Annotated in this window: 24 protein-coding genes; 8 read left to right on the top strand and 16 right to left on the bottom strand. The window is 67.7% G+C overall.

The features are described from left to right. Positions 1–107 precede the first annotated feature (107 nt). The 3 genes from VJ655_RS02175 to der all read left to right on the top strand — a co-directional run bounded on the left by VJ655_RS02175 (position 108) and on the right by der (position 4,185). Complete coding sequence (locus tag VJ655_RS02175) at positions 108–869, top strand: tetratricopeptide repeat protein (RefSeq protein ID WP_324097777.1); 762 nt, start codon at positions 108–110, stop codon at positions 867–869. Further along, positions 866–2,296, top strand: coding sequence for a PQQ-like beta-propeller repeat protein (locus tag VJ655_RS02170; protein WP_324097775.1), 1,431 nt, complete (start codon positions 866–868; stop codon positions 2,294–2,296). Before VJ655_RS02175 ends, VJ655_RS02170 begins: the two co-directional genes overlap by 4 nt. Positions 2,297–2,415: 119 nt before the next feature. After that, positions 2,416–4,185, top strand: a complete 1,770-nt coding sequence (gene der, locus VJ655_RS02165; protein ID WP_324097809.1) for a ribosome biogenesis GTPase Der — start codon at positions 2,416–2,418, stop codon at positions 4,183–4,185. A gap of 3 nt (positions 4,186–4,188) precedes the next feature. On the opposite strand, the gene VJ655_RS02160 is transcribed toward der, so the two are convergent. The 13 genes from VJ655_RS02160 to rpsF form a co-directional block, all read right to left on the bottom strand. Beyond that, positions 4,189–5,700 (bottom strand): methyl-accepting chemotaxis protein, encoded by a 1,512-nt coding sequence (locus VJ655_RS02160; protein WP_324097773.1) that lies wholly within the window; start codon positions 5,698–5,700, stop codon positions 4,189–4,191. A 201-nt stretch (positions 5,701–5,901) separates the two neighbouring features. After that, on the bottom strand, positions 5,902–6,657 hold the full coding sequence (locus tag VJ655_RS02155) for an SDR family NAD(P)-dependent oxidoreductase (RefSeq protein WP_324097771.1): 756 nt from the start codon (positions 6,655–6,657) through the stop codon (positions 5,902–5,904). A gap of 49 nt (positions 6,658–6,706) precedes the next feature. Beyond that, entirely contained in the window at positions 6,707–7,690 is a 984-nt protein-coding gene (locus VJ655_RS02150) for a bile acid:sodium symporter family protein (RefSeq protein ID WP_324097769.1), read from the bottom strand. Between the two features lie 12 nt (positions 7,691–7,702). Continuing rightward, positions 7,703–9,205, bottom strand: coding sequence for an amidophosphoribosyltransferase (gene purF, locus VJ655_RS02145; protein WP_324097767.1), 1,503 nt, complete (start codon positions 9,203–9,205; stop codon positions 7,703–7,705). Further along, positions 9,202–9,819 (bottom strand): CvpA family protein, encoded by a 618-nt coding sequence (locus VJ655_RS02140; protein ID WP_324097765.1) that lies wholly within the window; start codon positions 9,817–9,819, stop codon positions 9,202–9,204. The genes purF and VJ655_RS02140 overlap by 4 nt, the downstream gene beginning before the upstream one ends. Further along, the gene (gene radA / locus VJ655_RS02135; RefSeq protein WP_324097764.1) at positions 9,816–11,198 is read right to left on the bottom strand and encodes a DNA repair protein RadA; all 1,383 of its coding nucleotides are present in this window, start codon (positions 11,196–11,198) and stop codon (positions 9,816–9,818) included. Before radA ends, VJ655_RS02140 begins: the two co-directional genes overlap by 4 nt. Positions 11,199–11,269: 71 nt before the next feature. Beyond that, the gene (alr, locus tag VJ655_RS02130; RefSeq protein ID WP_324097762.1) at positions 11,270–12,352 is read right to left on the bottom strand and encodes an alanine racemase; all 1,083 of its coding nucleotides are present in this window, start codon (positions 12,350–12,352) and stop codon (positions 11,270–11,272) included. Between the two features lie 40 nt (positions 12,353–12,392). Further along, a complete protein-coding gene (locus VJ655_RS02125) occupies positions 12,393–13,079 on the bottom strand; it encodes a MarC family protein (protein WP_324097760.1) in 687 nt (228 codons plus the stop codon). A gap of 76 nt (positions 13,080–13,155) precedes the next feature. Beyond that, positions 13,156–14,670 (bottom strand): replicative DNA helicase, encoded by a 1,515-nt coding sequence (locus VJ655_RS02120; protein WP_324097758.1) that lies wholly within the window; start codon positions 14,668–14,670, stop codon positions 13,156–13,158. Positions 14,671–14,878: 208 nt separating this feature from the next. After that, positions 14,879–17,281: a TonB-dependent receptor gene (locus VJ655_RS02115; RefSeq protein ID WP_324097755.1), complete on the bottom strand. Its 2,403-nt coding sequence runs from the start codon at positions 17,279–17,281 to the stop codon at positions 14,879–14,881. Between the two features lie 194 nt (positions 17,282–17,475). Continuing rightward, entirely contained in the window at positions 17,476–18,060 is a 585-nt protein-coding gene (gene rplI / locus VJ655_RS02110) for a 50S ribosomal protein L9 (protein ID WP_324097753.1), read from the bottom strand. Between the two features lie 13 nt (positions 18,061–18,073). After that, positions 18,074–18,352, bottom strand: coding sequence for a 30S ribosomal protein S18 (gene rpsR, locus VJ655_RS02105; protein WP_004615089.1), 279 nt, complete (start codon positions 18,350–18,352; stop codon positions 18,074–18,076). Positions 18,353–18,367: 15 nt separating this feature from the next. After that, complete coding sequence (gene rpsF, locus VJ655_RS02100; RefSeq protein ID WP_099577449.1) at positions 18,368–18,748, bottom strand: 30S ribosomal protein S6; 381 nt, start codon at positions 18,746–18,748, stop codon at positions 18,368–18,370. Between the two features lie 269 nt (positions 18,749–19,017). Here rpsF and VJ655_RS02095 point away from each other — a divergent pair, with 269 nt between their 5' ends. Then, positions 19,018–19,677, top strand: coding sequence for a hypothetical protein (locus VJ655_RS02095; RefSeq protein ID WP_324097749.1), 660 nt, complete (start codon positions 19,018–19,020; stop codon positions 19,675–19,677). On the opposite strand, the gene VJ655_RS02090 is transcribed toward VJ655_RS02095, so the two are convergent. The 3 genes from VJ655_RS02090 to VJ655_RS02080 form a co-directional block, all read right to left on the bottom strand. Continuing rightward, positions 19,652–20,461, bottom strand: coding sequence for a sterol desaturase family protein (locus VJ655_RS02090; RefSeq protein WP_324097807.1), 810 nt, complete (start codon positions 20,459–20,461; stop codon positions 19,652–19,654). The two genes, VJ655_RS02095 and VJ655_RS02090, sit on opposite strands and share 26 nt — an antisense overlap. An 83-nt stretch (positions 20,462–20,544) precedes the next feature. After that, a complete protein-coding gene (locus VJ655_RS02085) occupies positions 20,545–21,657 on the bottom strand; it encodes an AraC family transcriptional regulator (RefSeq protein ID WP_324097747.1) in 1,113 nt (370 codons plus the stop codon). 68 nt (positions 21,658–21,725) lie between these two features. Continuing rightward, positions 21,726–22,262, bottom strand: a complete 537-nt coding sequence (locus tag VJ655_RS02080) for a peroxiredoxin (protein ID WP_324097745.1) — start codon at positions 22,260–22,262, stop codon at positions 21,726–21,728. A gap of 168 nt (positions 22,263–22,430) precedes the next feature. Between VJ655_RS02080 and fabD the strand changes: the two genes are divergently transcribed. The 4 genes from fabD to VJ655_RS02060 form a co-directional block, all read left to right on the top strand. Continuing rightward, positions 22,431–23,375: an ACP S-malonyltransferase gene (gene fabD / locus VJ655_RS02075; protein WP_324097743.1), complete on the top strand. Its 945-nt coding sequence runs from the start codon at positions 22,431–22,433 to the stop codon at positions 23,373–23,375. Between the two features lie 111 nt (positions 23,376–23,486). Then, on the top strand, positions 23,487–24,227 hold the full coding sequence (gene fabG / locus VJ655_RS02070; RefSeq protein WP_324097741.1) for a 3-oxoacyl-[acyl-carrier-protein] reductase: 741 nt from the start codon (positions 23,487–23,489) through the stop codon (positions 24,225–24,227). Between the two features lie 136 nt (positions 24,228–24,363). Further along, positions 24,364–24,600, top strand: a complete 237-nt coding sequence (locus VJ655_RS02065) for an acyl carrier protein (RefSeq protein ID WP_004615098.1) — start codon at positions 24,364–24,366, stop codon at positions 24,598–24,600. Positions 24,601–24,766: 166 nt separating this feature from the next. After that, positions 24,767–25,308, top strand: a 542-nt coding sequence (locus VJ655_RS02060; RefSeq protein ID WP_324097737.1) for a beta-ketoacyl synthase N-terminal-like domain-containing protein, incomplete at its 3' end; no start/stop codon positions are given.

Here is a 25,308-nt window from a genome sequence, read left to right as displayed (position 1 = left end):
TCGGCGAGCGGCCCTTCGCCCGCCACAATATGTCTTAAACCAGCGATGTCGGCGAGGTTCGCGCGCGACGTCCAAGGGCCGCAGGGCCCGTTTCGGAGCCTCTTTTCGTGGTCGATGTTTTTGACGAAGTCGAAGAACAGCTTCGGGCGGAGCGCTATCAGTCGCTCGCGGTGAGGTCGCTGCCTTGGGTCGCGGCGGCCGTGGCGGCCGCGGTGATCGGCGTCGGCGGCTACTGGGGTTGGAACTCCTACCAGACCAAGCAGGCGAACCAGGCCTCGGAAGGCTATCAAGCCGCGCTGGAGACCGCTCAGAAGGACGGTCCGGCCAAGGCCTTTGGCCAGTTCAAGGCCGTCGCCGACGGCGGCGCGCGCGGCTACAAGGCCCTTGCTCTGCTGCAGATGGGCGACATCCGCCTCGAGGAGAACAAGACCAAGGAGGCCGTCGGCTATTTCGACGAAGCCGCCAAGGCCGCTTCCGATCCGGTGCTCGGCGATCTGGCCCGCCTCAAATCCGCCTTCGCCCTGATGGACACCGCGTCCTACAAGGACATCGAGTCGAGGTTGACGCCTTTGGCGGGGGAAAAGAGCCCGTACCGCGTGTACGCCAAGGAGGCGCTGGCCTTCGCCAAGCTGCAGGCGGGCGACGTCGCCGGCGCGCGTGGCGACTTCGTGGTCCTGGCTAATTCGCTCGACAACAATTCCGACGAAGTGCGCCAGCGCGCCCAGGCGGCCATGCAACTGATCGACTCCGGCACGGCCAAGGATCTGGCCGCGGCGGTGAAGGCCGCCGCCAGCCTGCCGGCGACGCCGCCCGTCAGCCTGCTGCCGCCTCCCGGGGCCCCTAACGCCGCACCCAACGCCGCCCAATGAGCCACCTGATGATTTCCAAGCGTTCCGTCGCCCTGGTGGCGCTGATGTCGGCCTCCATGGCCGTCACCGGCTGCTCGACGATCTCGAAGCTCAATCCCTTCGACAAGAGCGACAAGAACAAGTCGACCGCCAGCCAAGGGCAGCGGATCTCGATCATCGCCTTCGACCAGAAGGTCGAGGCCAGTGAATCGCTGAAGGGCGCCGACTTCTTCCTGCCCGATCCGGTCGCCCAGACCGAATGGCGCCTGCCGGGCGGCAACGCCGAGCAGTCGATCGAGCATGTCGACGCGGGCAAGGCCTTCGAGATCGCCTGGAAGCGAGGCTTCGGCAAGAAGGGCGGGCGCAAGTTCCACGTCACCGCTCCGCCGGTGTCCGCAGGCGATCGCGTCTATGTCATGGACGGCGCTGCCGATGTTTCGGCCCTGGACGCCAAGACCGGCTCGACGATCTGGCACAAGGACCTGCGTCCGGCCGCCGGCGCGACCAAGAAGGGCGGCTTCCTGGGCCTGATCCCCAAGAAGAACGATCGCCTCGGTTTCGGCGGCGGCCTCGCGGTCGGCGCCGACAACAAGCTGTATGTCGCGTCGGGCTTCCGCTTCGTGGCCCAGATCGACGCCGCGACCGGCGCTCTGGGATGGACGCAGCAGAGCACGACCCCGATCCACGGCGCGCCGACCGTCGTCGACGGCCGCGTGTTCGTGGTTTCGACCGACAACGAGCTCCTGACCTACGACGCCGCCACAGGCGCGCCGGGCTGGACCTACCAGGCCCTCAGCGAGCCCGCGCGGATCCTGGCGGCTTCGACCCCCGCCGTCAGCGGTGACACCGTGGTGGCCGGCTTCGCCTCGGGCGAACTGGTGGCCCTGCGCGCCGCCAACGGCAACGACCTGTGGAGCGAGGCGCTCAGCCGCGCCAGCCGCACCAACGCCCTGTCCGAGATCCGCGACATCCCCGGGCGTCCGGTGATCTACAAGGGCGACGTCTTCGCCGTCAGCCACTCGGGCGTGTTCGCCGCCACCGATCTGCGCACCGGCCAGGCGCGTTGGAGCCTGCCGGTGACGGCCATCACCACGCCCTGGGTGGCCGGTGACGTCGTCTACGTCGTCGACAAGGCCGGCCAGGTGATCTGCGTTTCCCGCGAGAATGGCTCGGTCTACTGGATCCAGGACCTCAACGAGAGCGCCAACCTCAGCAAGAAGCAGAAGAAGAAACGCGCCAAGCACCCGCGCCTGTGGTCGACGCCTATCCTGGCCAACGGCCGCCTGATCACGGTCTCCAGCGACGGTCAGGCTGTCGCCCTGAACGCCAAGACCGGCGCCAAGGAAAAGACCCTGAAGATCGGCTCGCCCGTCCTGATCAATCCGATCGCGGTCGGCAACATGATTTACCTGGTCACGGACGACGCCGAACTGGTCGCCATCCGCTGATCCTTCGGCCCCTTCGCCGGGGCCGGAAAGACAATCAAACGCCTTCGGGCCCGGGATGGTGAGCGCCATCCCGGGCCGTCGCTTTTGCGGTGAAGGCCAAAATCGACTACTGGACCTGCATGCCTTTGAAACTCGCCATCGTCGGCCGGCCCAATGTGGGCAAGTCCACGCTGTTCAATCGTCTGGCCGGCAAGAAGCTGGCCATCGTCGACGACCAGCCGGGCGTCACGCGCGACCGCCGCTACGCCGAGGGCCGCCTGGGCGACCTCGACCTGCAGCTGATCGACACCGCCGGCTTCGAGGACGTCGCCGACGAGAGCCTGGAAGCGCGCATGCGCGCCCAGACCGAGCTGGCGATCGAGGAAGCCGATCTCTCGCTGTTCATCTACGACGCCCGCGAGGGCGTCACGCCGCTGGACGAGGTGTTCGCCACCCTGCTGCGCCGCCGTGGCAAGCCGGTCATCATCGCCGCCAACAAGGCCGAGGGCAAAGCCGGCCAATCGGGCATCGGCGAGGCTTACAAGCTGGGCCTGGGCGAGCCGATCCCGATCTCGGGCGAGCACGGCGAAGGCATGGCCGAACTCTACGCCGCCATGCTGGCCGCCGTTCCCGAGGAGCTGTATTCCGGCGACGAGGAAGACGAGGACAAGCCGATCCGCCTGGCGATCGTCGGCCGTCCGAACGCGGGCAAGTCCACCCTGATCAACCGCCTGATCGGCGAGCAGCGCCTGCTGACCGGCCCCGAGGCGGGCATCACCCGCGACTCGATCTCGGTCGACTGGATCTGGGGCGACAAGAAGGTCCGCCTCGTGGACACCGCCGGTCTGCGCAAGAAGGCCAAGGTGCAGGAGAAGCTGGAGAAGCTCTCCACCCAGGACACCATCCGCGCCATCACCTTCGCCGAGGTCGTGGTGCTGGTGATGGACGCCACCCATCCGTTCGAAATCCAGGACCTGCAGATCGCCGACCTGACCGAGCGGGAAGGGCGGGCCCTGGTCTTCGTGCTGGCCAAGTGGGACCTGGTCGAGGACCAGGCCGCGACCCTGGCCGCCTTCCGCGAGCATGCCGAGCGCATGCTGCCCCAGGTGCGCGGCGCGCCGGTGGTGGCGCTGTCGGGCGAGACCGGCAGCGGCGTCAACAAGCTGATGCCGGCCGTGTTGAAGATTCACAAGGACTGGTCGACCAAGGTCAAGACCCGTGACCTGAACGACTGGCTGCAGATGGCCATGCAGCGCCACCCGCCGCCCGCCGTCAGCGGTCGCCGCGTGAAGCCCAAGTACATGGCCCAGACCAAGGCCCGTCCGCCGACGTTCGTGCTGTTCTCCAGCCGCGCCGACCAGATGCCCGACCACTATCGGCGCTATCTGATCAACTCCTTGCGCGAGAGTTTCGACCTGCCGGGCGTGCCGCTACGCATCACCATCAAGTCGGGCGCCAATCCCTATGCCGACGGCGAGGCCAAGGGTCACAGCGGTCGCGGCAAGCGTGAGTTCGAGCGCCGGGAGCGCGAGGAGGAACGCATCCGCGCCTCGCGCAATACGGTCAAGAAGTCCAAGCGCCTGGCCGATGAAGCCGCCGCCAAGGCCGCGGCCGAGGCGGGGCTGCCCGATCCGACCGTGAAGCAGCCGGTCAAGAAGAAGGCGCCGACCGCGCCCAGGGTTACCCATAAGGATACGGCGGCGGTCGAGACCGCCGCCGAGCCTGGCAAGGCGGCCGTCAAGCCGATCAAGAAACTGGGTCCCAAGGTCCAGAAGAAGGTCTCGACCACGCCCAGCTACAAGGTCGGCGCCAAGGCGGCGGGCGGCAAGGCCGCCGGCCCGCGCCGTCCGACGGCCGGCTCGCGGACGGTGCGCGGCAACACGGGTCCTGGCCGGCCTAAAGGGCGCTGAGGGCTAGAGGTCGTCCCAGTCGGCCGCCGGGGCCGCAGCGGTCGCGGCCGAACCCGGTCGGGCGAAGGCCTGCAGCCGCGCCTGCTGCTCGGCGACCGGGTTGCGAGCTGGGGCGTGGCGTTCGGCCTGCGCCGTTTCGGGGCGTTGGGAGGCCGCGCCGACCTGGAACCGAGAAACCTGCCGGGCCAGGTCCAGCGCCTCGCCGCGCAGCGAGGCTGACGAGGTGTTGGCCTGCTCCACCATGGCGGCGTTCTGCTGGGTCACCTGGTCCATCTGATTGACCGCCGCGTTCACCTGGTTCAGGCCCGTAGCCTGCTCCTGGGATGACACCGCGATCTCGCGGATCAGGCCGTTGATCTCGCCGACCTTGGCGACGATGCCGGAGAGGGCCTGGCCGGTGTCGCCCACCAGGCGCACGCCGCGCTCGACCTGGGCGGTGCTGCTGGCGATCAGGGTCTTGATCTCCTTGGCCGCGTCCGCCGAACGTTGAGCCAAGGCGCGGACTTCCTGAGCCACGACCGCGAAGCCACGACCCGCTTCGCCCGCACGAGCGGCCTCGACCCCGGCGTTCAGGGCCAGCAGGTTGGTCTGGAAGGCGATCTCGTCGATGACGCCGATGATCTGGGTGATCTGGCCGGACGACTTCTCGATCTCGCCCATGGCGGCGACGGCCTCGCGGACCACCTCGCCGGAGCGGTCGGCGTCGGTGCTGGCGGCGGCGGCGGCGGTCGAGGCCTGCTGGGCGCCCTCGGCGCTCCTTTTCACCGTGGCGGTGATCTCGTCGAGGGCCGCGGCGGTCTCCTCCAGGCTGGCCGCCTGCTGCTCGGTGCGCTTGGACAGATCGTTCGAGGCGCTGGCGATCTCGTTGGAGCCGCTTTCCATGCTGCGCGCCGACTGGGCGATGGCGCTCATGGCGTCCTTCAGGCTGTCGATCGCGGCGTTGAAGTCTTGTTTCAGCTGCTCATAGCGGCCGTCGAAGCGCGCGTCGATCCGCGCCGTCAGGTCGCCGCGCGCCAGTCGGTCCAGGCTCTGGGCCAGGACCGAGACGACGTGCTCCTGTTCCTGACGCACCTGTTCGCGCTCGGCCTCGGCCTGGCGGCGCTCGGCCTCGACGGCGGTGATGTCGGCGGCGAACTTGATGACCTTGGTCGGTTTGCCGTTCTTGTCGAAGATCGGGTTGTACGAGGCCTGGATCCAGACCTCCTTGCCGCCCTTGCCCACGCGACGGAACTTGTCGGCGAAGAACTCGCCCGCGTTCAGCCGCCGCCAGAACTCGCGATACTCGGCGCTGGCGGCGTAGGCGGCGTCGACCAGCATGCTGTGCCGCTGCCCCTGGATCTCGCCGAGCGTGTATCCCAAGGTCTTCAGGAAATTATCATTGGCCGTGATGATCGAGCCGTCGAGGTTGAACTCGATGACCGCCTGAGATCTCTGGATGGCGTCGACTATGCCCTGCAGATCGCTCAGCTTGCCAGAGACATCGCTGTCTTCGCGATTGAAGGAGAACAGCGCCATCGATGAGGTCCTTGAGCTTGCGTGACATTAGGTCGCAAGGTCTCGGGCGTGTTTCGTTAACGAGCCGCTAATTCTAACGGCCGCGCGCTGAATGTCATCGAACTGTGTTCGATCTTGGCGATTCAGGGTGGCATTTGGCGGGCTCAAACAACCCAGGCGGCAGGCGCGGCCCGCCGATCTCTCGGCGCGTGCGAATCGATTTCAGGCGTCGATGCTGGGCGATTCCTGGCCGCGGTCCTTGAAGCGCACGACGCCCTTGGGCGGCTCGCGATCGGGACGGACCAGATCGACGACGAACGGGACGATGGTCTCGGGGGCGGGCACGGTCTTGGGATCCTCGCCCGGGAAGGCGCCGGCCCGCATCTTGGTGCGCATGGCCCCGGGATCGACGCAGAACGCGCGGACGGCGGTGTTCTCCATCTCGTCGGCATAGACGTCGACGATAGCCTCCAGCGCCGCCTTTGTGGCGGCATAGACGCCCCAGAAAGCCGGGCGCGTGCGGGCGACGCTGCTGGAGAAGAATAGGGCCCGGCCGGCGTCCGAGGCGCGCAACAGCGGGTCCATGGCGCGGATCAGGCGCCAGTTGGCCGTCAGATTGGTCGACAGCACCATGTCCCAGCCCTTGGGCTCTAGATGGCTGACCGGAGTGAGGGGGCCCAGCAGGCCGGCGGCCCCGACCAGAATGTCCAGCTTGCCCCAGCGCTGGTGGATCGCCGCGCCCAGGTGGTCCAGGCCATCGGGCTCGCGCAGGTCCAGCGGAACCAGGGTGGCGCGCTCGCCGGTGGCGGCCAGGATGGCGTCGTCCAGCGCTTCGAGCGCGCCCTGGGTGCGTCCCACCGCGATGACATGGGCGCCGGCCTTGGCCAGGCCCAGGGCGACCGCCTCGCCGATGCCGCGCGTGGCGCCGGTGACGAGGGCGATGCGGCCGGCCAGCGGCTTTTGGGAGTCGGAAGTCATGGGGCGCGTTCTAGAGCAGGGGAGGTGAAACGGAAACCGTGGGAAACCCTTAAGCCTCGGCTTCCCGGGCCTTCTTGGCGTAGTGCTGGGCGATGACCGAGCAGGCCATCAGCTGGATCTGGTGGAAGATCATCAGCGGCAGCACCAGGATCCCGGCGGTCGGGCCGGGAAACAGGATGCCGGCCATCGGCACGCCGGTCGCCAGGCTCTTCTTGGAGCCGCAGAAGGTGATCGCCCGCTCGTCTTCCGGCGAGAAGCCCAGCGCGCGCGCGCCGAAGGTGGTGGCGGTCAGGACGATGGCCAACAGAACACCGCAGACGGCCAGCAGGACCACCAGTTGCAGCGGCGAGATCCGATGCCAGATGCCGCCCACCACGGCCTCGCTGAAGGCGGAATAGACCACCAGCAGGATCGAGCCTCGGTCGACATAGCCGATCAAGCCCTTGTGCCTGGTGATCCAGGCGCTGACCAGCGGCCGCGCAAGCTGGCCGGCGATGAACGGCAGCAGCAGCTGAACGACGATGTCCTGGACCGATTTCCAGCCGCCCGAGGCGCCGCCCTGGGTGTGCATCAGCAGGCCGACGAGGACCGGAGTGATGAAGATCCCGAACAGGTTCGAGGCCGAGGCCGCCACCACGGCGGCGGCGACATTGCCGCGCGCGATCGAGGTGAAGGCGATCGAGGACTGCACGGTCGAGGGCAGGCAGCACAGGAACAGGATCCCCGCCGCCAGGGTCGGCGGCAGTACGCCGGTCTTGCTGATGACCAGGCCCAGGATGGGGAACATCACGAAGGTGAAGGCCAGGATCAGCAGGTGCAGCCGCCAGTGCGTCACGCCCGCGACCACGGACTCCCGCGAGAGCTTCGCGCCGTGCAGGAAGAACAGCAGGGCGATGGCCAGCTTGACGACGATCGACAGGCCGTGCGCGGCCTCGCCCCGCACCGGCAGGATCGAGGCCAGCACCACCATGCCGAACAAGGCGATGACATAGGGCTCGAGCTTCAGCTTCTCGAGTACGCTCTTCACACCCATCAGGTGGTCGACTTAGGCGCTGACCAGCAGCGAAAGCTGCCTGTCATTGGCCTCGTTGCGGCCTTCGGCGATTTCGCGGTCCGTCAGGCGGGTCGGATAGTCGCCGGTGAAGTAGTGATCGGTGAACTGCGGGGCGGCCGGGTCGCGGGGACCGGCTTCGAGGGCGTCATAGAGGCCTTCCACCGAGAGGAAGCCGAGCGAGTCGACCTCCAGGAACTTGGCCATCTCTTCCAGGGACTTGTTGGCCGCCAGCAATTGTTCGCGCTCGGGCATGTCGATGCCGTAGAAGTCGGGCCACTTGATCGGCGGGCTGGCCGAGCGGAGGTGGACCTCCTTGGCGCCGGCCTCGCGGACCATGCGGACGATCTTCAGCGAGGTGGTGCCGCGCACGATCGAGTCGTCGATCAGCACCACGCGCTTGCCCGCCAGGATCGCGCGGTTGGGGCTGTGCTTCATGCGCACCCCCAGCTCGCGGACGCCTTGCGTGGGCTGGATGAAGGTGCGGCCCACATAGTGGTTGCGGATGATGCCCATCTCGAACGGGATGCCGCTCTCCTGGGCGAAGCCAAGAGCCGCGGGCACGCCGCTATCGGGCACCGGCACGACGACGTCGGCCTCGACGCCGGTCTCCTTGGCGAGGTTGCGGCCCATGCGCTTGCGCACGCCATAGACCGAGCGGCCGTTCACGACGCTGTCGGGGCGGGCGAAGTACACGTACTCGAACACGCAGGGGCGCGCGGCCGTGGTCTGGAAAGGCTTGGACGAGGTGACGCCCGTCTCCTCGATCACCACCATCTCGCCGTGCTCGATATCACGCACGAACCGGGCGCCGATCATGTCCAGCGCGCAGGTTTCCGAAGCCAGGACCGGCTTGCCGTCCAGGTCGCCCAGCACCAGCGGGCGGATGCCCAGCGGATCGCGGACGCCGATCATCTTCTTGTTGGTGATGGCGACAAGAGCGTAGCCGCCCTCGATCTGGCCGATGGCGTCGATGAAGCGGTCGACGATCTTGGCCTTACGCGAGCGGGCGATCAGGTGAAGGATCACTTCCGAGTCCGAGGTCGACTGGAAGATCGCGCCTTCCTGCACCAGACGATCGCGCAGGGTCAGGAAGTTGGTCAGGTTGCCATTGTGGGCGATGGCCACGCCGCCGGTCTCGAGATCGGCGAACATCGGCTGGACGTTGCGGATGCCGCTGCCGCCTGCAGTGGAATAGCGGGTGTGGCCGATGGCCATGTTGCCCGGCAGGCGTTGCACCAGGTCGGGGCCGGTGAAAGCGTCGCCGACGTGGCCCATGTGGCGTTCGGTGTGGAAGCGGCCGCCGTCGAAGGCGGCGATGCCGCAGGCTTCCTGGCCGCGATGCTGCAGGGCGTGCAGGCCCAGCGCGGCGATGGCCGCCGCGTCTCGCGTGCCGAACACGCCGAAGACGCCGCACTCCAGCCGCAGCGTGTCGTCCTCGGGATCGCGCCAGGAAGCGGAAGAGTAGCGGTCGGTCGACTGGCCCAGGAAGCTCATCGCGATTTCTCCACCAGGTCGTCGAGATTCCGACGCTGGTTCCCATCATAGCCTTTTCCGGACGATTTCTCGCCGGACGTATTGTCGCCGCCCTCGTGAACGGCTTCCTTGATCGCCGGCGCCAGCTTGCCCGCCAGCGCCTTGCCCTTCGGGGCGAAGACCTTGAGGACTTCGCCGCTGGCTTCCGACAACGGATAGAACAGCGAATCCTCGACCCAGCGCGGCATGCGATCCGGCGGCGTGGCTAGGTGCAGCAGCAGGTTGAAGACGCCAAGCACCACGCAGGCGCGGATCAGGCCGAAGGTCGCGCCGACGCCGCGATCCAGCGTTCCGGCCGAGCTGTCCTGCAGGCTAGCCGTCAAGCGGCCGCCGATCAGGCGGAAGATCAGGAAAAAGACGACGAAGACTACCAGCACCGCGGCGGCCGTCGCCGCCCAGTCGGGGTCCATGAGCTTGCGGAAGATCGGTCCGCTGATCCGCAGGCCAAACAGCGCGATGGCGGCGGCGAAGATGAAGGACAGGGCCGATGTCAGCTCGCGCGAGGCCCCGCGGATCCAACCGGTGACGCCGGAGATCAGCAGCAGCAGGCCGGCGATGATGTCGAAGGGCGTCACGTCAGGCTGGTCCAGATCTCGTCGCCGATCCGCCGGACGGCGTCGGTCAGACGCGCCACCCCCGCCACCGGCAGGGCTCCGCCGCCTTCAGGCAGGCCGGCGAGCGGTCCCAGCGCCCGGCCAAATCCCAGTTTCGCGGCTTCCTTCAAGCGTGTCTCCATCCGGCTGACGGGCCTGACTTCGCCCGACAGACTGACCTCGCCGAACACGACGCAGTCCTGGGGCAGGGCGACGTCCAGGGCGGAGGAGGCCAAGGCCGCCGCCGCCGCGAGGTCCGCCGCCGGTTCGGTGATGCGCAGGCCGCCGGCGACGTTCAGATAGACGTCCTTGTCGCCAAAACCAAGGCCGCATCGGGATTCAAGGACGGCCAGGACCATGGCCAGGCGCCCGGAATCCCAACCGACGACGGCGCGGCGCGGCGTTCCGTACGCGGAAGGCGCGACCAGGGCCTGGAATTCCACTAGTACGGGCCGCGAGCCCTCGATGCCGGCGAACACCGCCGCGCCGGCCGCCCGCTCGCCGCCCTCGTTCAGGAACAGGGCCGAGGGGTTCTTGACCTCTCGCAGGCCGACGTCGCCCATCTCGAAGACGCCGATTTCGTCGGTGGCCCCAAAACGGTTCTTGGCGCCGCGCAGGATGCGGAACGGATAGCCGCGCTCGCCCTCGAAGCTGAGGACCGCATCGACCAGATGCTCGACGACGCGCGGACCGGCGATCTGGCCGTCCTTGGTGACGTGGCCGACCAGCAGGATGGCCACGCCCTTCTTCTTGGCCAGGCGCACCAGTTCAGTGGCGCAGGCGCGAACCTGGGTGACCGTGCCAGGACCCGCCTCGTGGGCGTCGCTCCACAGGGTTTGGATCGAGTCGATCACCACCAGGTCGAAGCTGTCCCGCTTCAGGCCATCCAGGATGTCGCGCAGGGCGGTCTCGGCGGCCAAGCTGACATTGGCTTTCGCAAGGCCCATGCGGTCGGCGCGGCCCCGGATCTGTTCGACGGCCTCTTCGCCGGAGATGTAGGCGCAGGAGACGCCGCGCAGGGCGGCGCTGGCGCAGACCTGCAGCAGCAGGGTGGACTTGCCCACGCCGGGGTCGCCGCCGATCAGCAGGGCCGAGCCTGGCACAACGCCGCCGCCGCAGACCCGGTCGAACTCGTCGACGCCGGTCAGGATGCGCGGCGGCGGGGCGGTCTCGCTCTCAAGGCCGGTGAACTGCAGGCCGCGCACGCGGGTGGCCTTGGTCGTCGACAACGCGCCCGGCGGCTTGGCGCCGACCTCCTCGACCAGCGTGTTCCAGCTTTGGCAGGCGGGACACTGGCCGGACCATTTGGTCTGGACCGCGCCGCAGGACTGGCAGGCGTAGACGGCGCCGTCGCGGGCCATGAGGTCTCCTGATTCTCGAATGACGGGAGACTACAGGCTGCAGCGCCGGTGCGCCAAAGCCGGACGTGGGCTTAACGGTATATCCGGCGCGCGCGAGGGGCGATGCGGGTCAGCAGTTCATAGGCCGTGGTCCCGGCCGCGGCGGCGGCGTCGTCGATGGACATGTCGGGGCCGATGATCTGCATCATCGCCCCGGGACGGGCGGCGTCGCAGTCGGTGACGTCCACGGCGATCAGGTCCATCGACACGCGGCCCAGCATGCGGCGGCGCGCGCCGTCGAACCAGACCTGGCCGCGTGGGCAACTGGCGCGCTGGACGCCGTCGGCGTAGCCGACCGCCAGAACGGCCACGCGCAGAGTGTCCTCGGCGGTGAACACCGCGCCGTAGCCGATGCTCTCGCCACGGGGCACGACCCGGGTCTGCAGGATCGGCGCCTCGAGCGTCGCCACGGTCGACAAGCGTGGATCGCGCACGTCGCACGGTCCGCCGCCGTAGAGGGCGATGCCGGGACGGACCTGATCGAACCGATAGTCCGGCCCCAGGAAGACGCCGGCGGAGGCCGACAGGCTCTTTTTCGCGTCGGGAAACTGCTCGGCCGCCTCGCGGAAACGCTCCAGTTGCCGGGCGTTCAGGGGATGCTCCGGCGTTCCGGCGCAGGCCAGGTGGCTGACGATCTCGGTGATCTCCACGTGCTTGAGGCGATCCATCGAGCCCAGCAGGACGCGGACCTCCTCCAGGCGCAGGCCCAGACGGTTCATGCCGGTGTCGACGTGCAGGGCCGCCTTCAGCCGTCCGCTACGGGCCTGGGCGTTCCAGGCCTCGATCTGCGGCAGGCTGTTGAGCACCGGCGTCAGGCGCGCGGCCTCCAGAGCGCCCGCCGCGCCAGGCGTGACGCCGTCCAGGACATAGATGGTCGCGGGACGATCGCCGAGCGCCTCGCGCAGGGCCAGGCCTTCAGCCGCGCGCGCGACGTAGAAGCCGCGCGCGCCTTCCGCCCACAGCCGGTCGGCCACCTGGGCCGCGCCCAGGCCGTAGCCGTCGGCCTTGACCGCCGGCGCGGCTTCGGCGCCGTCCGCCGCCTTCCTCACCACCGCGTAGTTCGCGGCGACGGCGTCGAGGTCGATGGTCAGGCGGGCTTCGGAAAGGTCGGTCACGCGCCAGGGCGTAGCCGACGCGGCCGAAGCGTTCAACGCCTTAACCGTGGTGCGTGGCGATGAAGCGCGCCACCAGGTTCTCCGCGCCGGAGGCGATGATCTGCACGCCGATACACAGCAGGAGGAAGGCGACCAGTCGCGACAGCACCCGCGCGCCAGCCGGACCCAGCAACCGCATGACCCGGCCGGATGCGCTGTAGAGCCCCCAGACCATGATCGCCACCAGGGCGGCGGCCAGGCTCGCCCCGATGAAGAACGGGGCCACGGCGCTGCCTTCGGTCGGGCGTTGGGAGGAGAGGGCGATCGCCACCGAGATCGAGCCGGGACCGGTCGTGAACGGCATGGTCAGCGGAAAGAAGGCCACGTCTTCGTGGGTCTGGGCCGGCTCGGTCTGGCTGGTCTTGCGGTCCTCGTTCTCCTGCGGGTCCATCAGAAGGCCCCAGGCGCGGATCGCCACCACCAGCCCGCCCGCCACCCGCAGGGCGCCCAGGCTGACGCCGAAGAAGTTCAGGATGTAGCCGCCCAGCAGCAGCGAGCCCAGCAGCACCAGGAAAGCGTAGAAGGCGATCTGGCGCGCCAGTCTACGGCGCTCCTCGCGCGTGCGGCCCGCCATCGCCTGGTGGAAGATCAGCGAAGCGCCGACGGGATTGACGATCGAGAACAGCGCCGGGAACGCCAGCAGGAATGCGCCGACGAGACTCTCGGTGGGCGGCGGGCTGAAGTTCATGCGACTCGTCGGCTTGGGTGGCGAGGCGGCGACGGTGGCTTGGAGAAGTGGGCGGAGTCAAACAGCCGGGCGCCGATCACTCGTCCGGAATGTTCCGCGCCTGGGCGAAGTAGTGGTCGCGGGCCAGGTTGCCGAAGCGGGTGGTGTCGCTGTTGAACGACAAGCGCACGGTGCCGATCGGGCCGTGACGCTGCTTGGCGATGATCACCTCGGCCAGGCCCTGGAGCTTGTCCATCTCCTCCTGCCAGGTCAGGTGCTCGGGCGTGCCTTCGCGCGGCTCGGCGCGGCCGACGTAGTACGACTCGCGGAACACGAACCAGACCATGTCGGCGTCCTGCTCGATCGAGCCCGATTCCCGAAGGTCGGAGAGCTGGGGCCGCTTGTCGTCGCGGCTTTCCACCTGACGCGACAGCTGCGACAGGGCGATGACCGGGCAGGCCAGCTCCTTGGCCAGCGCCTTCAGGCCCATGGTGATCTGCGAGACTTCCTGCACGCGGTTGGCGTTGGCCCCGAGATCGGAGCCGGTGACCAGCTGCAGGTAGTCGACCACGACCAGGTCCAGACCCACCTGGCGCTTCAGGCGACGGGCGCGCGCGGTCAGCTTGGCGATCGAGATGCCGCCGGTGGCGTCGATATAGAGCGGCGCCTCCTGCAGCTCCATGGCCGCGTCGCGGACCCGGCCGAACTCGGACGCGTCGATCTCGCCCTTGCGGAGACGGTCGCCCGAAACGCCCGAAGCGTCGGCCAGCATACGCAGGGCCAGCTGCTCGGCGCTCATTTCCAGTGAGTAGAAGGCCACGACGCCGCCCTGGACGGTCTTCTTCGTGCCGTCCGGCTGGATTTCGTAGGCGTACTTCTTGGCGATGTTGAAGGCGATGTTGGTCGCCAGGGCGGTCTTGCCCATCGACGGGCGGCCGGCCAGCACGACAAGGTCGGAGGGGTGCAGGCCGCCGATCTTCTGGTCGAGGTCGATCAGGTCGGTGGCGAGGCCCGACATGCCCCCGTCGCGGCTGTACGCCTCGGCCGTCATCTCGACCGCGCCGCGCAGGGCGTCGCCGAAGCTGACGAAGCCGGACGAGGCCGCGCCGCTTTCGGCCAGGCTGTAGAGGCTCTGTTCGGCGCTCTCGATCTGGTCGCGGGCCGAGCGCTTCTCCTCGCCGCCGCCCTGGGCGGCCGTGGCGATGTCGCCGCCGATGCGGATCAGTTCGCGGCGCAGGGAGAGATCGAAGATGACCCGCGCATAGTCGCCGGCGTTGGCGGCGGGCGGAGCGCGGTCGACCAGGTCGGCCAGGTAGCGCAGGCCGCCCAGCTCCTCGAACGCGGGGTCCTTCTTGAACTCGTCGGCCAGCAGGATCGGCTCGGCCAACTGGCCCTTGCGGACGTGGGTCTCGATCGACTGGAACAGCCGCTGGTGGAAGGGCTCGTAGAAGCAGCGCGCCTGCAGGCTGTCGGTCAGGCGCTCGTAGGCGGCGTTGTCGTACAGCAGGATCCCGAGCAGCGCCTGCTCGGCTTCCATGTTGTGGGGCGCCACGTTGATCGTGGGCTCTTCGATCGGCGGACGCAGGTCGAGCGCGGGTACCAGGGACATCATCGGAAGTTAACGCGACGGAGGCTCGGACGCGCGGGCGAGTTGGCCCGGCGACTCAGATGAACGGGGATATTCTGTGTATGTTCTTGGCCCCGGATAGTGCAAGCGCACGGGCTTTTGATGGCGTCCGTTCCTGACGTAGACGCCTAGAAGAAGGGCGCGGAGATCGCTCTCCGCGCCCAAACGTTTGCACCGGTTTTAGGCTAGCCGATCACCAGTTGTAGGCTAGGCGCGTGTAGAGGAAGCGGCCGTTGAAGCCGAACGGCGAGAAGCTGGGGAAGCCCACCACGCCGGTGGTGTTGACCGCCGCCGGCGCCTTGTTCGGATAGGTGTCGAACAGGTTGTTCACGCCCACCGCCCAGGTGACCTTCTGGGCGAAGGTGTAACGGCCTTCCAGATCCCAGACCGACTTTTCGCCCGTGCGATAGTCCAGCGTCTGGTTCGAGTTGGGCACCAGCACCGAACCGTAGAAGGCGCCCTTCAGCGTCGCGCCCCAAGGGCCGTTCGACCAGTCGCTGCTGGCCACGAACTTCTTGTCGGGCGTGCCTTCCTCGAAGATCGCGACGTTGACGCGGGAGAACAGGGCCGGCGGGACGGGCAGGGACGACAGCGTGCTGGTCGTGGGCACGCGTTGGACCTTGGTGTCGTTGAAGTTGGCGGCCAGGGTCAGGTCGAAACGACCGGCTTGCTCGGTGTCCAGGCGATAGCGGCCCACGATGTCGACGCCCTTGGTCTTGGTGTCGACGCCGTTGATGAAGAAGCGGGCCGTGGTCACGCCGAACGGCTGCAGCAGGGTGTAGATAGCCTTCTGGGTCGCCGTGCCGGTGGCCGAGCCCTGGATGTTCTCCGACAGCACGATCCGGTTGTCGATGTCGATCTGGTAGGCGTCCACCGTCAGCTCGAACGGGCCCTTGTGGAAGACCGCGCCGAATGAGTAGTTCTTGGACTTCTCCGGCTCCAGCGGCTTGGCGCCCAGGGCCGCAGCCGTGGCGCTGGTGGCCGGGAAGGTGCCGACGTCCACCGCCGCCCCGCCGATGATGTTGATCGAGGTGGTGGTGAAGTATTGCTGCTGCAGGGCCGGGGCGCGGAAGCCCGACGAATAGGCCCCGCGGACGGCGAAGCTGTCGGTCAGGTCGTAGCGCGCGGCGATCTTGCCGGTCGTCGTCGAGCCGAAGTCCGAATAGTCCTCGTAGCGGACGGCCAGATCGACATCGAACTTGTCGGTGATCTGGTTGTCGAGGTCGAGATAGAGGCTCTTGGAGTTGCGGCTGACGTCCACTTCGTTGGTCGGGCGGAAGCCGGGGAAGCCTTGCGCGCCGGCGCCCTTGCCGTTGCCGCCATTGACCCAGGACGCCGTTTCGCCGGCCCGGATCTTGTAGCTCTCGTCACGATATTCGGCGCCGAAGGCCAGGGTGCTGGGCTTGGCGAAGCTGAAGAGCTCAAGCGGCCGGGTGACGTCGAGCGAGGCGACCGTCTGGCCGTACTGCATCGAGCCGTCCTTGAACCGCGTCGGCGAGGACGGGCCAAGCGAGGCGTTCAGGGAGTTGATGGTGCCGTAGGCGACCTTGTTGTTCCCGTAGTTCACCGAGGCGTCGACCGTGAAGCCGGCGACCTCGCCCTTGGCGCCGAAGGCCAGGTTGTAGTCGTCGATATCGGTGGTGATCTTCGGGATGTAGCCGTTCGGATAGACCGAGACGTAGTTGTTGGCGTTGTCGGCCAGGCGCGGGAAGGCCGCGCTCTCGCCCTTGCGGTTCTGGTAGCCGGCCAGGCCGTACAGCTTCCAGGCCTCGTTCAGCGGCAGGCCGAAGTTGGCGTAGACCGTCTTGGTCTCGACCTGCGGGTCGCCATAGATCCCGGTGACCTTGTTGGGCGTGACTCGCGGGTCGAGATCGGAGCGGTTGGTCGGGTTGCGGTACGAGTACTCGCCCGTGACCGTCAGGAAGCCGTCGTTGGGCAGGGCGAAGCCTTGCCACAGCGAGGCGCTGTAGACCGGACCGTCGTCGGCCTTGCGGCCGGCGGTGTTGCGGGTCGTCTTGATCTTGGTGTTGTAGACGCCGTAGCTGGCGGTGGCGCCGCCGCCGCTGCTGGCCTCGCGCAGGCGCAGGTTGATGACGCCGGCGATGGCGTCGGAGCCATATTGGGCCGCGGCGCCTTCACGCAGGATTTCGACGCTCGCCAGGGCGGCGGTCGGGATCGTGTTCAGGTCGAACGGGGCCGAGCCGCGGCCGATCGAGCCGTTGATGTTGACCAGGGCCGAGGTGTGGGCGCGGCGGCCGTTCAGCAGCACCAGGGTCTGGTCGGGCGCCAGGCCGCGGAGGGTGGCCGGACGCACCGAGTCGGTGCCGTCGGTGACGGCCGGGCGCGGGAAGTCGATCGACGGGGCCAGGTTGGCCAGGGCCTGGGCCAGTTCCGGCGTGCCCTGGCGGGTCAGCGCCTTGCTGTCGACGACGTCGACCGGCGAGACGGTGTCCAGGCGCGAGCGCGCGACGCGCGTGCCGGTGACGACGATCTGTTCGACCGTGGAATCGTCGGCGGGCGCGGCGGTTTGGGCGTGGGCGGTGGCGGAAAAGGCCGTCAGCGAGGCGGCGGCAAGCAGCAAGGCTCTGTAACGCATGAGAAATCCCCTTTCGTGGCCGGGGGCGGGACATGCGTCCTCGCGCCCGAGGCGGGGGTCTTTTTCGCCCCCAAGCGAGCATGGGATTTCGCCGACTTGCACACAAGCTGAACATTTCTGCGCTGCGGCGCAGAAAAAAACGGCGCGGATCGCTCCGCGCCGTTTCATAGCAAAAGCTCCGATCCCTGACGGGATTAGGCTTCGTAGTGGTCGCCTTCGAACGAACCGGCGCCGCCTTCCGCCATGTCTTGGGCGGCTTCGGCTTCGGCCGCGCGATCTTCCTCGAACTGCGAGTTGATCACGTTTTCGCCGCGCGCTTGGCGCTCGGCTTCGTCGGCGCTGCGCGCGATGTTCAGCGTGACCGTGATGGTCACTTCGGCGTGCAGCTTCACCTTCACTTCGTGGACGCCCAGCGTCTTGATCGGCTTGTCCAGCACGATCATCGAGCGGTCGACCTTGCCGCCTTCGGCCTTGATGGCGTCGGCGACGTCGCGACCCGCGACCGAACCATACAGCTGGCCGCTTTCGCCAGCCTGACGGATCAGGACGTATTGCGTGCCGTCCAGCGCTTCACCGTTCTTGCCAGCGGCTTCGCGGTTCTTCTGGTTGCGGGCTTCGATCTCGGCGCGTTGCGCCTCGAACGTGGCCAGGTTGGCCTTGGTGGCGCGCAGGGCCTTGCCGCGGGGCAGCAGGAAGTTACGGGCGAAGCCGTCCTTCACCGTGACTTCGTCGCCGAGGACGCCGGTGCCTTCAACGCGTTCGAGCAGAATGACTTTCATCGTGGCGTCTCCCTTACTTCACGACGTAGGGGAGCAGAGCCAGGAAGCGGGCGCGCTTGATGGCCTTGGCCAGTTCGCGTTGCTTCTTGGCCGACACCGCGGTGATGCGCGACGGCACGATCTTGCCGCGTTCGGAAACGTAACGCTGCAGCAGCTTCACGTCCTTGTAGTCGATCTTCGGCGCGTTGGCGCCCGAGAACGGGCAAACCTTGCGGCGACGGAAGAACGGGCGGCGGGCGCCGCCAGCGGCGGCGGCCGGAGCGCCGGCTTCGGGAGCGGTCGTATCGGTCATGATCTTCTCTCTCCCTTACGCTTGGGCCTGGGGCGCGAAGTCTTCGCGCGGACGTTCCGGGCGATCGCCACGGTCACGACGGGCCAGAACCGGCGACAGTTCCAGGTCCAGCTCTTCGACGCGGATCGTCATGAAGCGCAGAACGTCTTCATTGATCAGCAGCTGACGCTCCATTTCCTTCACGGCCGGCGCCGGGGCGTCGATCGCGAGCAGGGAATAGTGGCCCTTGCGGTTCTTCTTGATGCGGTAGGTGAGGTTACGAAGGCCCCAGTACTCGATCTTGGCGATGTGGCCGCCATTCTCTTCGATGAGGGTCTTCAGTTGCTCGTTAAGAGCTTCGGCCTGTTGCGGCGAGATGTCCTGCCGCGCGATGACCACGTGTTCGTAGAACGCCATGTTTTCCTTCTTCCGTTGTGGAAGGCGGCGCGGGCGACGACGGAAGTCCGTCGACCACGATGGATCCTGCAAGCCGAGCGGGGAAATCCCCGGTCCCGGATGGGTGCGTGCAAGACCGCCTTCCGTGAGAACGCGCGCTACTACAGGAGATGTCGGTGAAAGGCAAGGCTCACAGGGCTTTTGGCGTGAAATCGGGCGCCATTACGGTTCATCATACGAATGCTCGACGTGGGGTTCATCCTCAAGGTCAAGTATGCTAGCAGGCGAGTATGGGGATGACGGGACGCTTCACGATCGCGCTGGCGATGGCCATGGCCATCGGCGGTCCGGCGTGCGCCGAGCTCATCCAGAAGCCGGCCATGTCGGTCTCGGCCAAGGATGGTCGGTTCGCGGGCTATTCGGCGGCGCTGCCGCTGGATCTCTCCACCGACACCGAAAAGGTCGCTCTGACGGTCAAGACGGCCGGCACGATCCAGAACCCCACCTACGACTTCGACCTGAACCTGACGCAGAAGCCCGACGGCGACCGCGTCGGCCAGCGCGCCCTGGCCCTGGGCGCCTCGTGGAACCAGAACGAGGCCAAGGTCCGCTCATCGATGTCCCGGATGTTCGGCTTCGGCCTGCTGCCGCGCGCCAACTATGTCCGGGTCTCGATGGACATGGACGCCAGCCAGGCGATCGCGGTGCCGGGCAAGATCCCGGTGGCCCGCGCCAACCTTCGCTCCTCCCTGACCCTGGAAGGCCGGCCGATCGGCTCTATCGCGTTCGGCGGCGGCTCGACGGGGGAGGAGGGCGTCGACTTCAGCCTGACCCGGCCGTTCGACATCCCCGCCGAGTTCACGGTCAGCCTGCGCGCCGCCAACACCCGCGACGAATGGCGGGTGCAGGACAGCCGCCTGATGGTCAAGCTGGTGAAGGCGAACTGGTAGCCTTAATGACCTTGCGCTTGGAGGCGGTGACCTCGGCGAAGCGCTTTAGATAGTTCGGGTTCTCGGTGCCCATCAGCTTGTCCCACCAAGTGAAATAGAGCCCGTAGTTCCAGCCCGCCTGGGCGTGGTGCAGGTCGTGGTGAGTGACGGTCGTCAGCCAGGGGATCAGCGGCCGGCCGTCCTTGCGGGCGGGGAACAGCTCGTAGCCCGAATGGCCGATCGTGTTGCGGACGATCTGATGCAGCATGAACAGGCCGACCACCGGCCAAGGGGTCGGAACCAGGATCACCCACAGCGGCACGAAGACGCCGTTGATCGCCGCCTCGCCCAGGTCGAAGCTGTAGGCGGTGAACGGCGAGGGGTTGTTCGACCGGTGATGCCGCCGGTGGAAGCGCCGGAATAGGCGGCGGTCGTGGATCAGCCGATGCGTCCAGTAGAACCAGGCGTCGTGGGCGACGATCATCAGAACGAGGCTGGTCCAGAACCACACCGGTCCCCAACCCCTGGCGATGTCGGGCCCTGGCAGCAGGCCCGCGCGGAAGAGCGCGAAGGTCAACAGGCTCACCGTCGAGAAGACCATGACCGAGCGGATCGAGGTCAGAAATTCGATCAGCAGCTGGCGGGCGGGCGGACGGCTGTCGCGGATCTTGCGGCCGGCCAGCGGAACGGCCAGCACGACCCACAGGGTCAGCCAGACGCCGACCGAGAAGATCACGTAGCGGGTGACGTCGTGCTGGACGCCGTCCAGCCAGTTGCGAGCGAAGGCGGCGAGGGTGTCGAGGATTTCGGAGGTCATGAACGGCTCCTGGGCGGTGGGACCACGCCAGGTCAGCGGTCGGACGGCCCCGCGTCTCGCCGTTCGCGAAATCAGGCCCGCTTGTCGGCTTTCGGCGCGCCTTCGCCGGTTTCGACCAGCCGCAGGCGGGGCGTGGACGGGGTCGCCTCCTGGCGCCAGGCGGTCGGCGTGACGCCCGTGGCGGCGCGGAACGCGCGGTTGAACGGTCCCAGCGAGGCGAAGCCCAGTTCGTAGGCGATGGTCGAAACCGACTTCAGCGCCTGCTCGGGATCGGCCAGGGCGACCTTGGCCGCCGCGATCCGCCGGCCGTTGACGTAGTCGGCGAAGTTGCGGTGGCCCAGCACGCCGTTGATCAGCCTGCGCAGCCGATGCTCCGGAGCGCCGATCAGGGCCGCCAGGGTCCCGATCGACAGATCCTCGCCGCGCCAGACTTCGTTCTCGTTCATGGCCCTGTCCAGGCGGGCCAGGACAAGGCGGTCGGCGGGGGTGAGATCGAGCGTTTCGACGGGCTTGGGCGGCGCAAGTTCGCCGGCGGCCGGCGCGGCTTGAACCAGCACCGGCTCGGCGCGCAGCAGCGCCAGGGCCGAGCCGACACCCAGGATGGCCAGGGTCACGGTCTGGACCATGCTCGGCAGCACCGGGCCATGACCAAGACCGAAATCACACAGGGTCTGGATGAACATGTAAGCCGTGGCCGCGGCCGCGATCGGGGCGCGCAGATGGCGGCGGCGCTCCACCAGGTCGATCCGCCAGCCGCGCCAGGCCATCAGCATGATGTGGATGTGCAGGACCAGCGAATAGGCCGCGAACGACCACCAGACGGCGGCGCGGACGGGCGAGGCGGGCAGCACCGCGCCGATGAACCATAGGGTCAGCGCCGCGCCGGGGATCGCGTAGCGCCAGGCCGGGATCCTCGGCTCGTCCTCGAACAGCACCGAGCAGAATAGCCAGAAGACGCCCGCGGCCGACGCGGCCAGGGCCCAGGTCACCTGACTGAAATGCCGGCCCTCGGTGTAGTAGAAGTGGCTCTCGAAGACGTGGGCGATGGCGCAGACCATCATCAGCACGCCGACCCAGCGTGTCGGGGTCATCTTGCGGCTGGCGGCCAGCGATATGCCGGTGGCGGCGAAAGCCCCGACGGCGACGCCGCGCAACGCCAGTTCCATTTGAGCGAGATCGGTCATGGCCGATCATCTCCTCCAGCGCGCGCGAGGCTCAACCCGCGCGGCTGTCCGGAACCGCAAAAGGCTCGCTATTTCTTGGTCTTGTAGGCCTTCACCGCGTCCATGGTCTGGGTGACGTGGCCCTGGAAGTTGCCGTCGGTGTAGGACATCAGGATCGTGTGGTCCGGCGCGATCACGTACGAGGTGCGGTTCGACCAGTCCGGCTTCACCATCAGGGCCACGTCGTAGCTCTTGACCAGGGCCTTGTCGGCGGCCGCGACCGCGAACTTGTCGCGGCAGTGCTCCTTGGAGAAGTCCTTGATGCGGTCGACATTGCCGGCCGTGACGCCGATCACCGTGGCGCCCAGCTTCTCGAATTCGGGCGTGGCCTCGGCGAACTCGTGAGCCTCGGCCGTGCAGCCGGCGGTGTAGGCGGCGGGGAAGAAGTAAAGCACCACCGGACCCTTCTTCAGGGCCTTGGAGAGCTTGAAGTCGAAGTCCTTGCCGGCCAGTGCGGCCTTGGCGCTGAAATCGGGAGCCTTGTCGCCGACCTTCAGGGCGGCCAGGGCGGGCGAGGCGGCCGCGAATGCGAGGGCGGCGGCGACACCGGCGAGAACGGTTTTCATGGCGCGACTCCGAAGGGGAATGGATGGTCCTGATACGCGGGCCGGGGCACTTTGGACGTGGCCGCGTTGAATGCAAGCCTTGGGTGGTCGTACCCCTCGCACTTGCCCACCAGGGACCTTTCCCCTAACCCTCCCGGCCTTGAATCTAGAAAGACGGAGCGGGCCATCATGAGCATCGCCTTCATTTTCCCCGGCCAGGGCAGCCAGTCGGTCGGTATGGGCGCCGACCTCGCCGAGGCCTTCGCCAGCGCCCGCGAGGTGTTCCAGGAAGTCGATGACGCCCTGGGCCAGAAGCTGTTTTCGCTGATGAAGGAAGGTCCCGAGGGCGACCTGACCCTGACCGAGAACGCCCAGCCGGCCCTGATGGCCGTCAGCCTGGCCGTGACCCGGGTCCTGGAGAAGGAGTTCGGCGTCGGGATCGACAAGGCCGCCTTCGTCGCCGGCCACAGCCTGGGCGAATATTCGGCCCTGGCCGCCGCCGGCGCCATCACCCTGGCCGACACCGCGCGCCTCCTGAAGCTGCGCGGCCAGGCCATGCAGCGCGCCGTGCCGGTGGGCGAGGGCGCCATGGCCTCGCTGATCGGCCCCAAGACCGACCTGGCCCTGGCCGAAGCCGCCGCCGCCGCCGGTTCGGAAGTCGGCGTCTGCATCGTGGCCAACGACAACAACAACGGCAATGTCGTGATCTCCGGCGCCAAGGCCGCCGTCGACAAGGCGATCGAGAAGGCCAAGGAGCTGGGCGCGCGGGCCATTCCGCTGAACGTCTCCGCGCCGTTCCACTGTCCGCTGATGCAGCCGGCCGCCGACGAGATGGCGCAGGCCCTGGCTCGCACCACCATCATCGCCCCGCGCGCGCCGCTGGTCGCCAACGTCACCGCCGCCCCGGTCCATGACCCGGACGTCATCCGCAAGCTGCTGGTCGAGCAGGTCACCGGCCGGGTGCGCTGGCGCGAGAGCATGACCTGGCTGGCGACCCAGGGCGGGGTCACGCGTTTCGCGGAGGCCGGCGCCGGCAAGGTGCTGTCGGGCATGGCCAAGCGCATCGCCCCGGACGCCGAGGCGACCCCGCTGAACACACCCGCCGATCTCGAAGCCTTCGCGGCCTCGCTTTAGAAACTGTCATCCCGGCCCAGCGCGAAGCGCGCGGAGCCGGGACCGCAACACGCGCCGGCGTTTCCGGCGATCCCGGCTCTGGGGCCGGGATGACACTGGGAGACAACCCAAATGTTCGATCTGACCGGCAAGACCGCCCTCGTCACCGGCGCCACGGGCGGCATCGGCGGGGCCATCGCCCGCGCCCTGCACGCCCAGGGCGCCCACGTCGTCCTCTCGGGCACTCGCGAATCGGCCCTGAGCGAGCTGAAGGCCGAGCTTGGCGAGCGCGCCTCGACCGTCGTGGCCAATCTTTCGGATCCCGAGCAGGTCGACGGCCTGGTCGCCAAGGCCGAGGAAGCCGCCGGCGCGCCGCTGGACATCCTGATCGCCAACGCCGGAATCACCCGCGACGGCCTTCTGGTCCGCATGAAGGACGAGGACTGGGACACCGTCATCAAGGTGAACCTGGAAGGCTATTTCCGCCTGTCGCGCGCCGCCGCCAAGGGCATGATGAAGCGCCGCGCCGGTCGCATCATCGGCATCACCTCGGTGGTCGGCGTGACCGGAAACCCCGGCCAGACCAACTATGCGGCCTCCAAGGCTGGCATGATCGGCTTCTCCAAGGCCTTGGCTCAGGAGCTGGCCAGCCGCGGCGTCACCGTCAACTGCGTGGCTCCGGGCTTCATCGCCAGCCCTATGACCGACGCCCTCAACGAGCAGCAGAAGGCCGGCATCCTGTCGACGATTCCCGCCGGCAAGCTGGGCGAGGGGAGCGATATCGCCGCCGCGTGCGTTTTCCTGGCCAGCGACGACGCCGGTTACGTCACAGGACAGACCTTGCACGTGAACGGCGGCATGGCCATGATCTAGACCGCCCCGTTCCTTCGGCGACCCGCTAGTAAGCCGAAAAGGAACGTGATAGGCGGTGCCCGACAATTCCTGCGGATAGAGCGGCTTTCGCCTCCCTGTTCGCGGGCCGAAATTTCATAACGAGGGACTGAACAGAATGTCCGACATTCTCGAGCGCGTGCGTAAGATCGTCATCGAGCACCTGGATGCCGATCCCGAGAAGGTCACCGAGAAGGCTTCCTTCATCGATGACCTGGGCGCCGACAGCCTCGACAACGTTGAGCTGGTGATGGCGTTCGAAGAGGAGTTCGACATCGAAATCCCGGACGACGCCGCCGAGCACATCCAGACGGTTGGCGACGCCGTGAAGTTCATCACGGAAAAGACCGCCTAAGAGGCGTCGAGTTCGCGCGAGCGAACCTGACCATTTCCGCCGCGTCGCACGGGCTCTTGCCATCGTGCGCGCGGCGGTTTTCGTTTGAGGCCGAGATTCGCCGGTGGCGCGGAGCAGGGGTCTTCCCCACATTCCACGTCCCGCATCGAAGGTTTGGGAGTGATCCATGCGTAGAGTCGTCGTCACGGGTATCGGCCTGCTGACCCCTCTGGGCCAGGGCGTTGACGTCACCTGGAAGAACATTCTCGCCGGCAAGTCGGGCGCGAACCGCATCACGGCCTTCGATCCGACCGACTACGCCTGCCAGGTGGCCTGCGAGGTCCCGCGCGTCGACGGACGCGGCGGCGGCGGTCCCGACGTCGAGGGCAGCTTCGATCCCGACCAGACCATGAGCCCGCGCGACCAGAAGCGCGTGGACGACTTCATTCTTTACGGCGTCGCCGCCGCCGACGAGGCCATCAAGGATTCGGGCTGGGTTCCCGAGACCGATGAACAGCGCTGGCGCACGGGCGTCATCCTGGGCTCGGGCATCGGCGGCCTGTCGACGATCGCCGAAACCGCCCTGGAGCTGGAAGCCAAGGGCCCGCGTCGGGTCAGCCCGTTCTTCATCTCCTCGGCCCTGATCAACCTGATCTCGGGCCAGGTCTCGATCAAGTACGGCTTCAAGGGGCCCAACCACGCGGTCGTGACGGCCTGCGCCACCGGCGC

The sequence above is a fragment of the Caulobacter sp. genome, from assembly GCF_035254145.1.
Lineage (GTDB): Bacteria > Pseudomonadota > Alphaproteobacteria > Caulobacterales > Caulobacteraceae > Caulobacter.
This window is presented reverse-complemented; position numbering and strand designations above follow the sequence as displayed.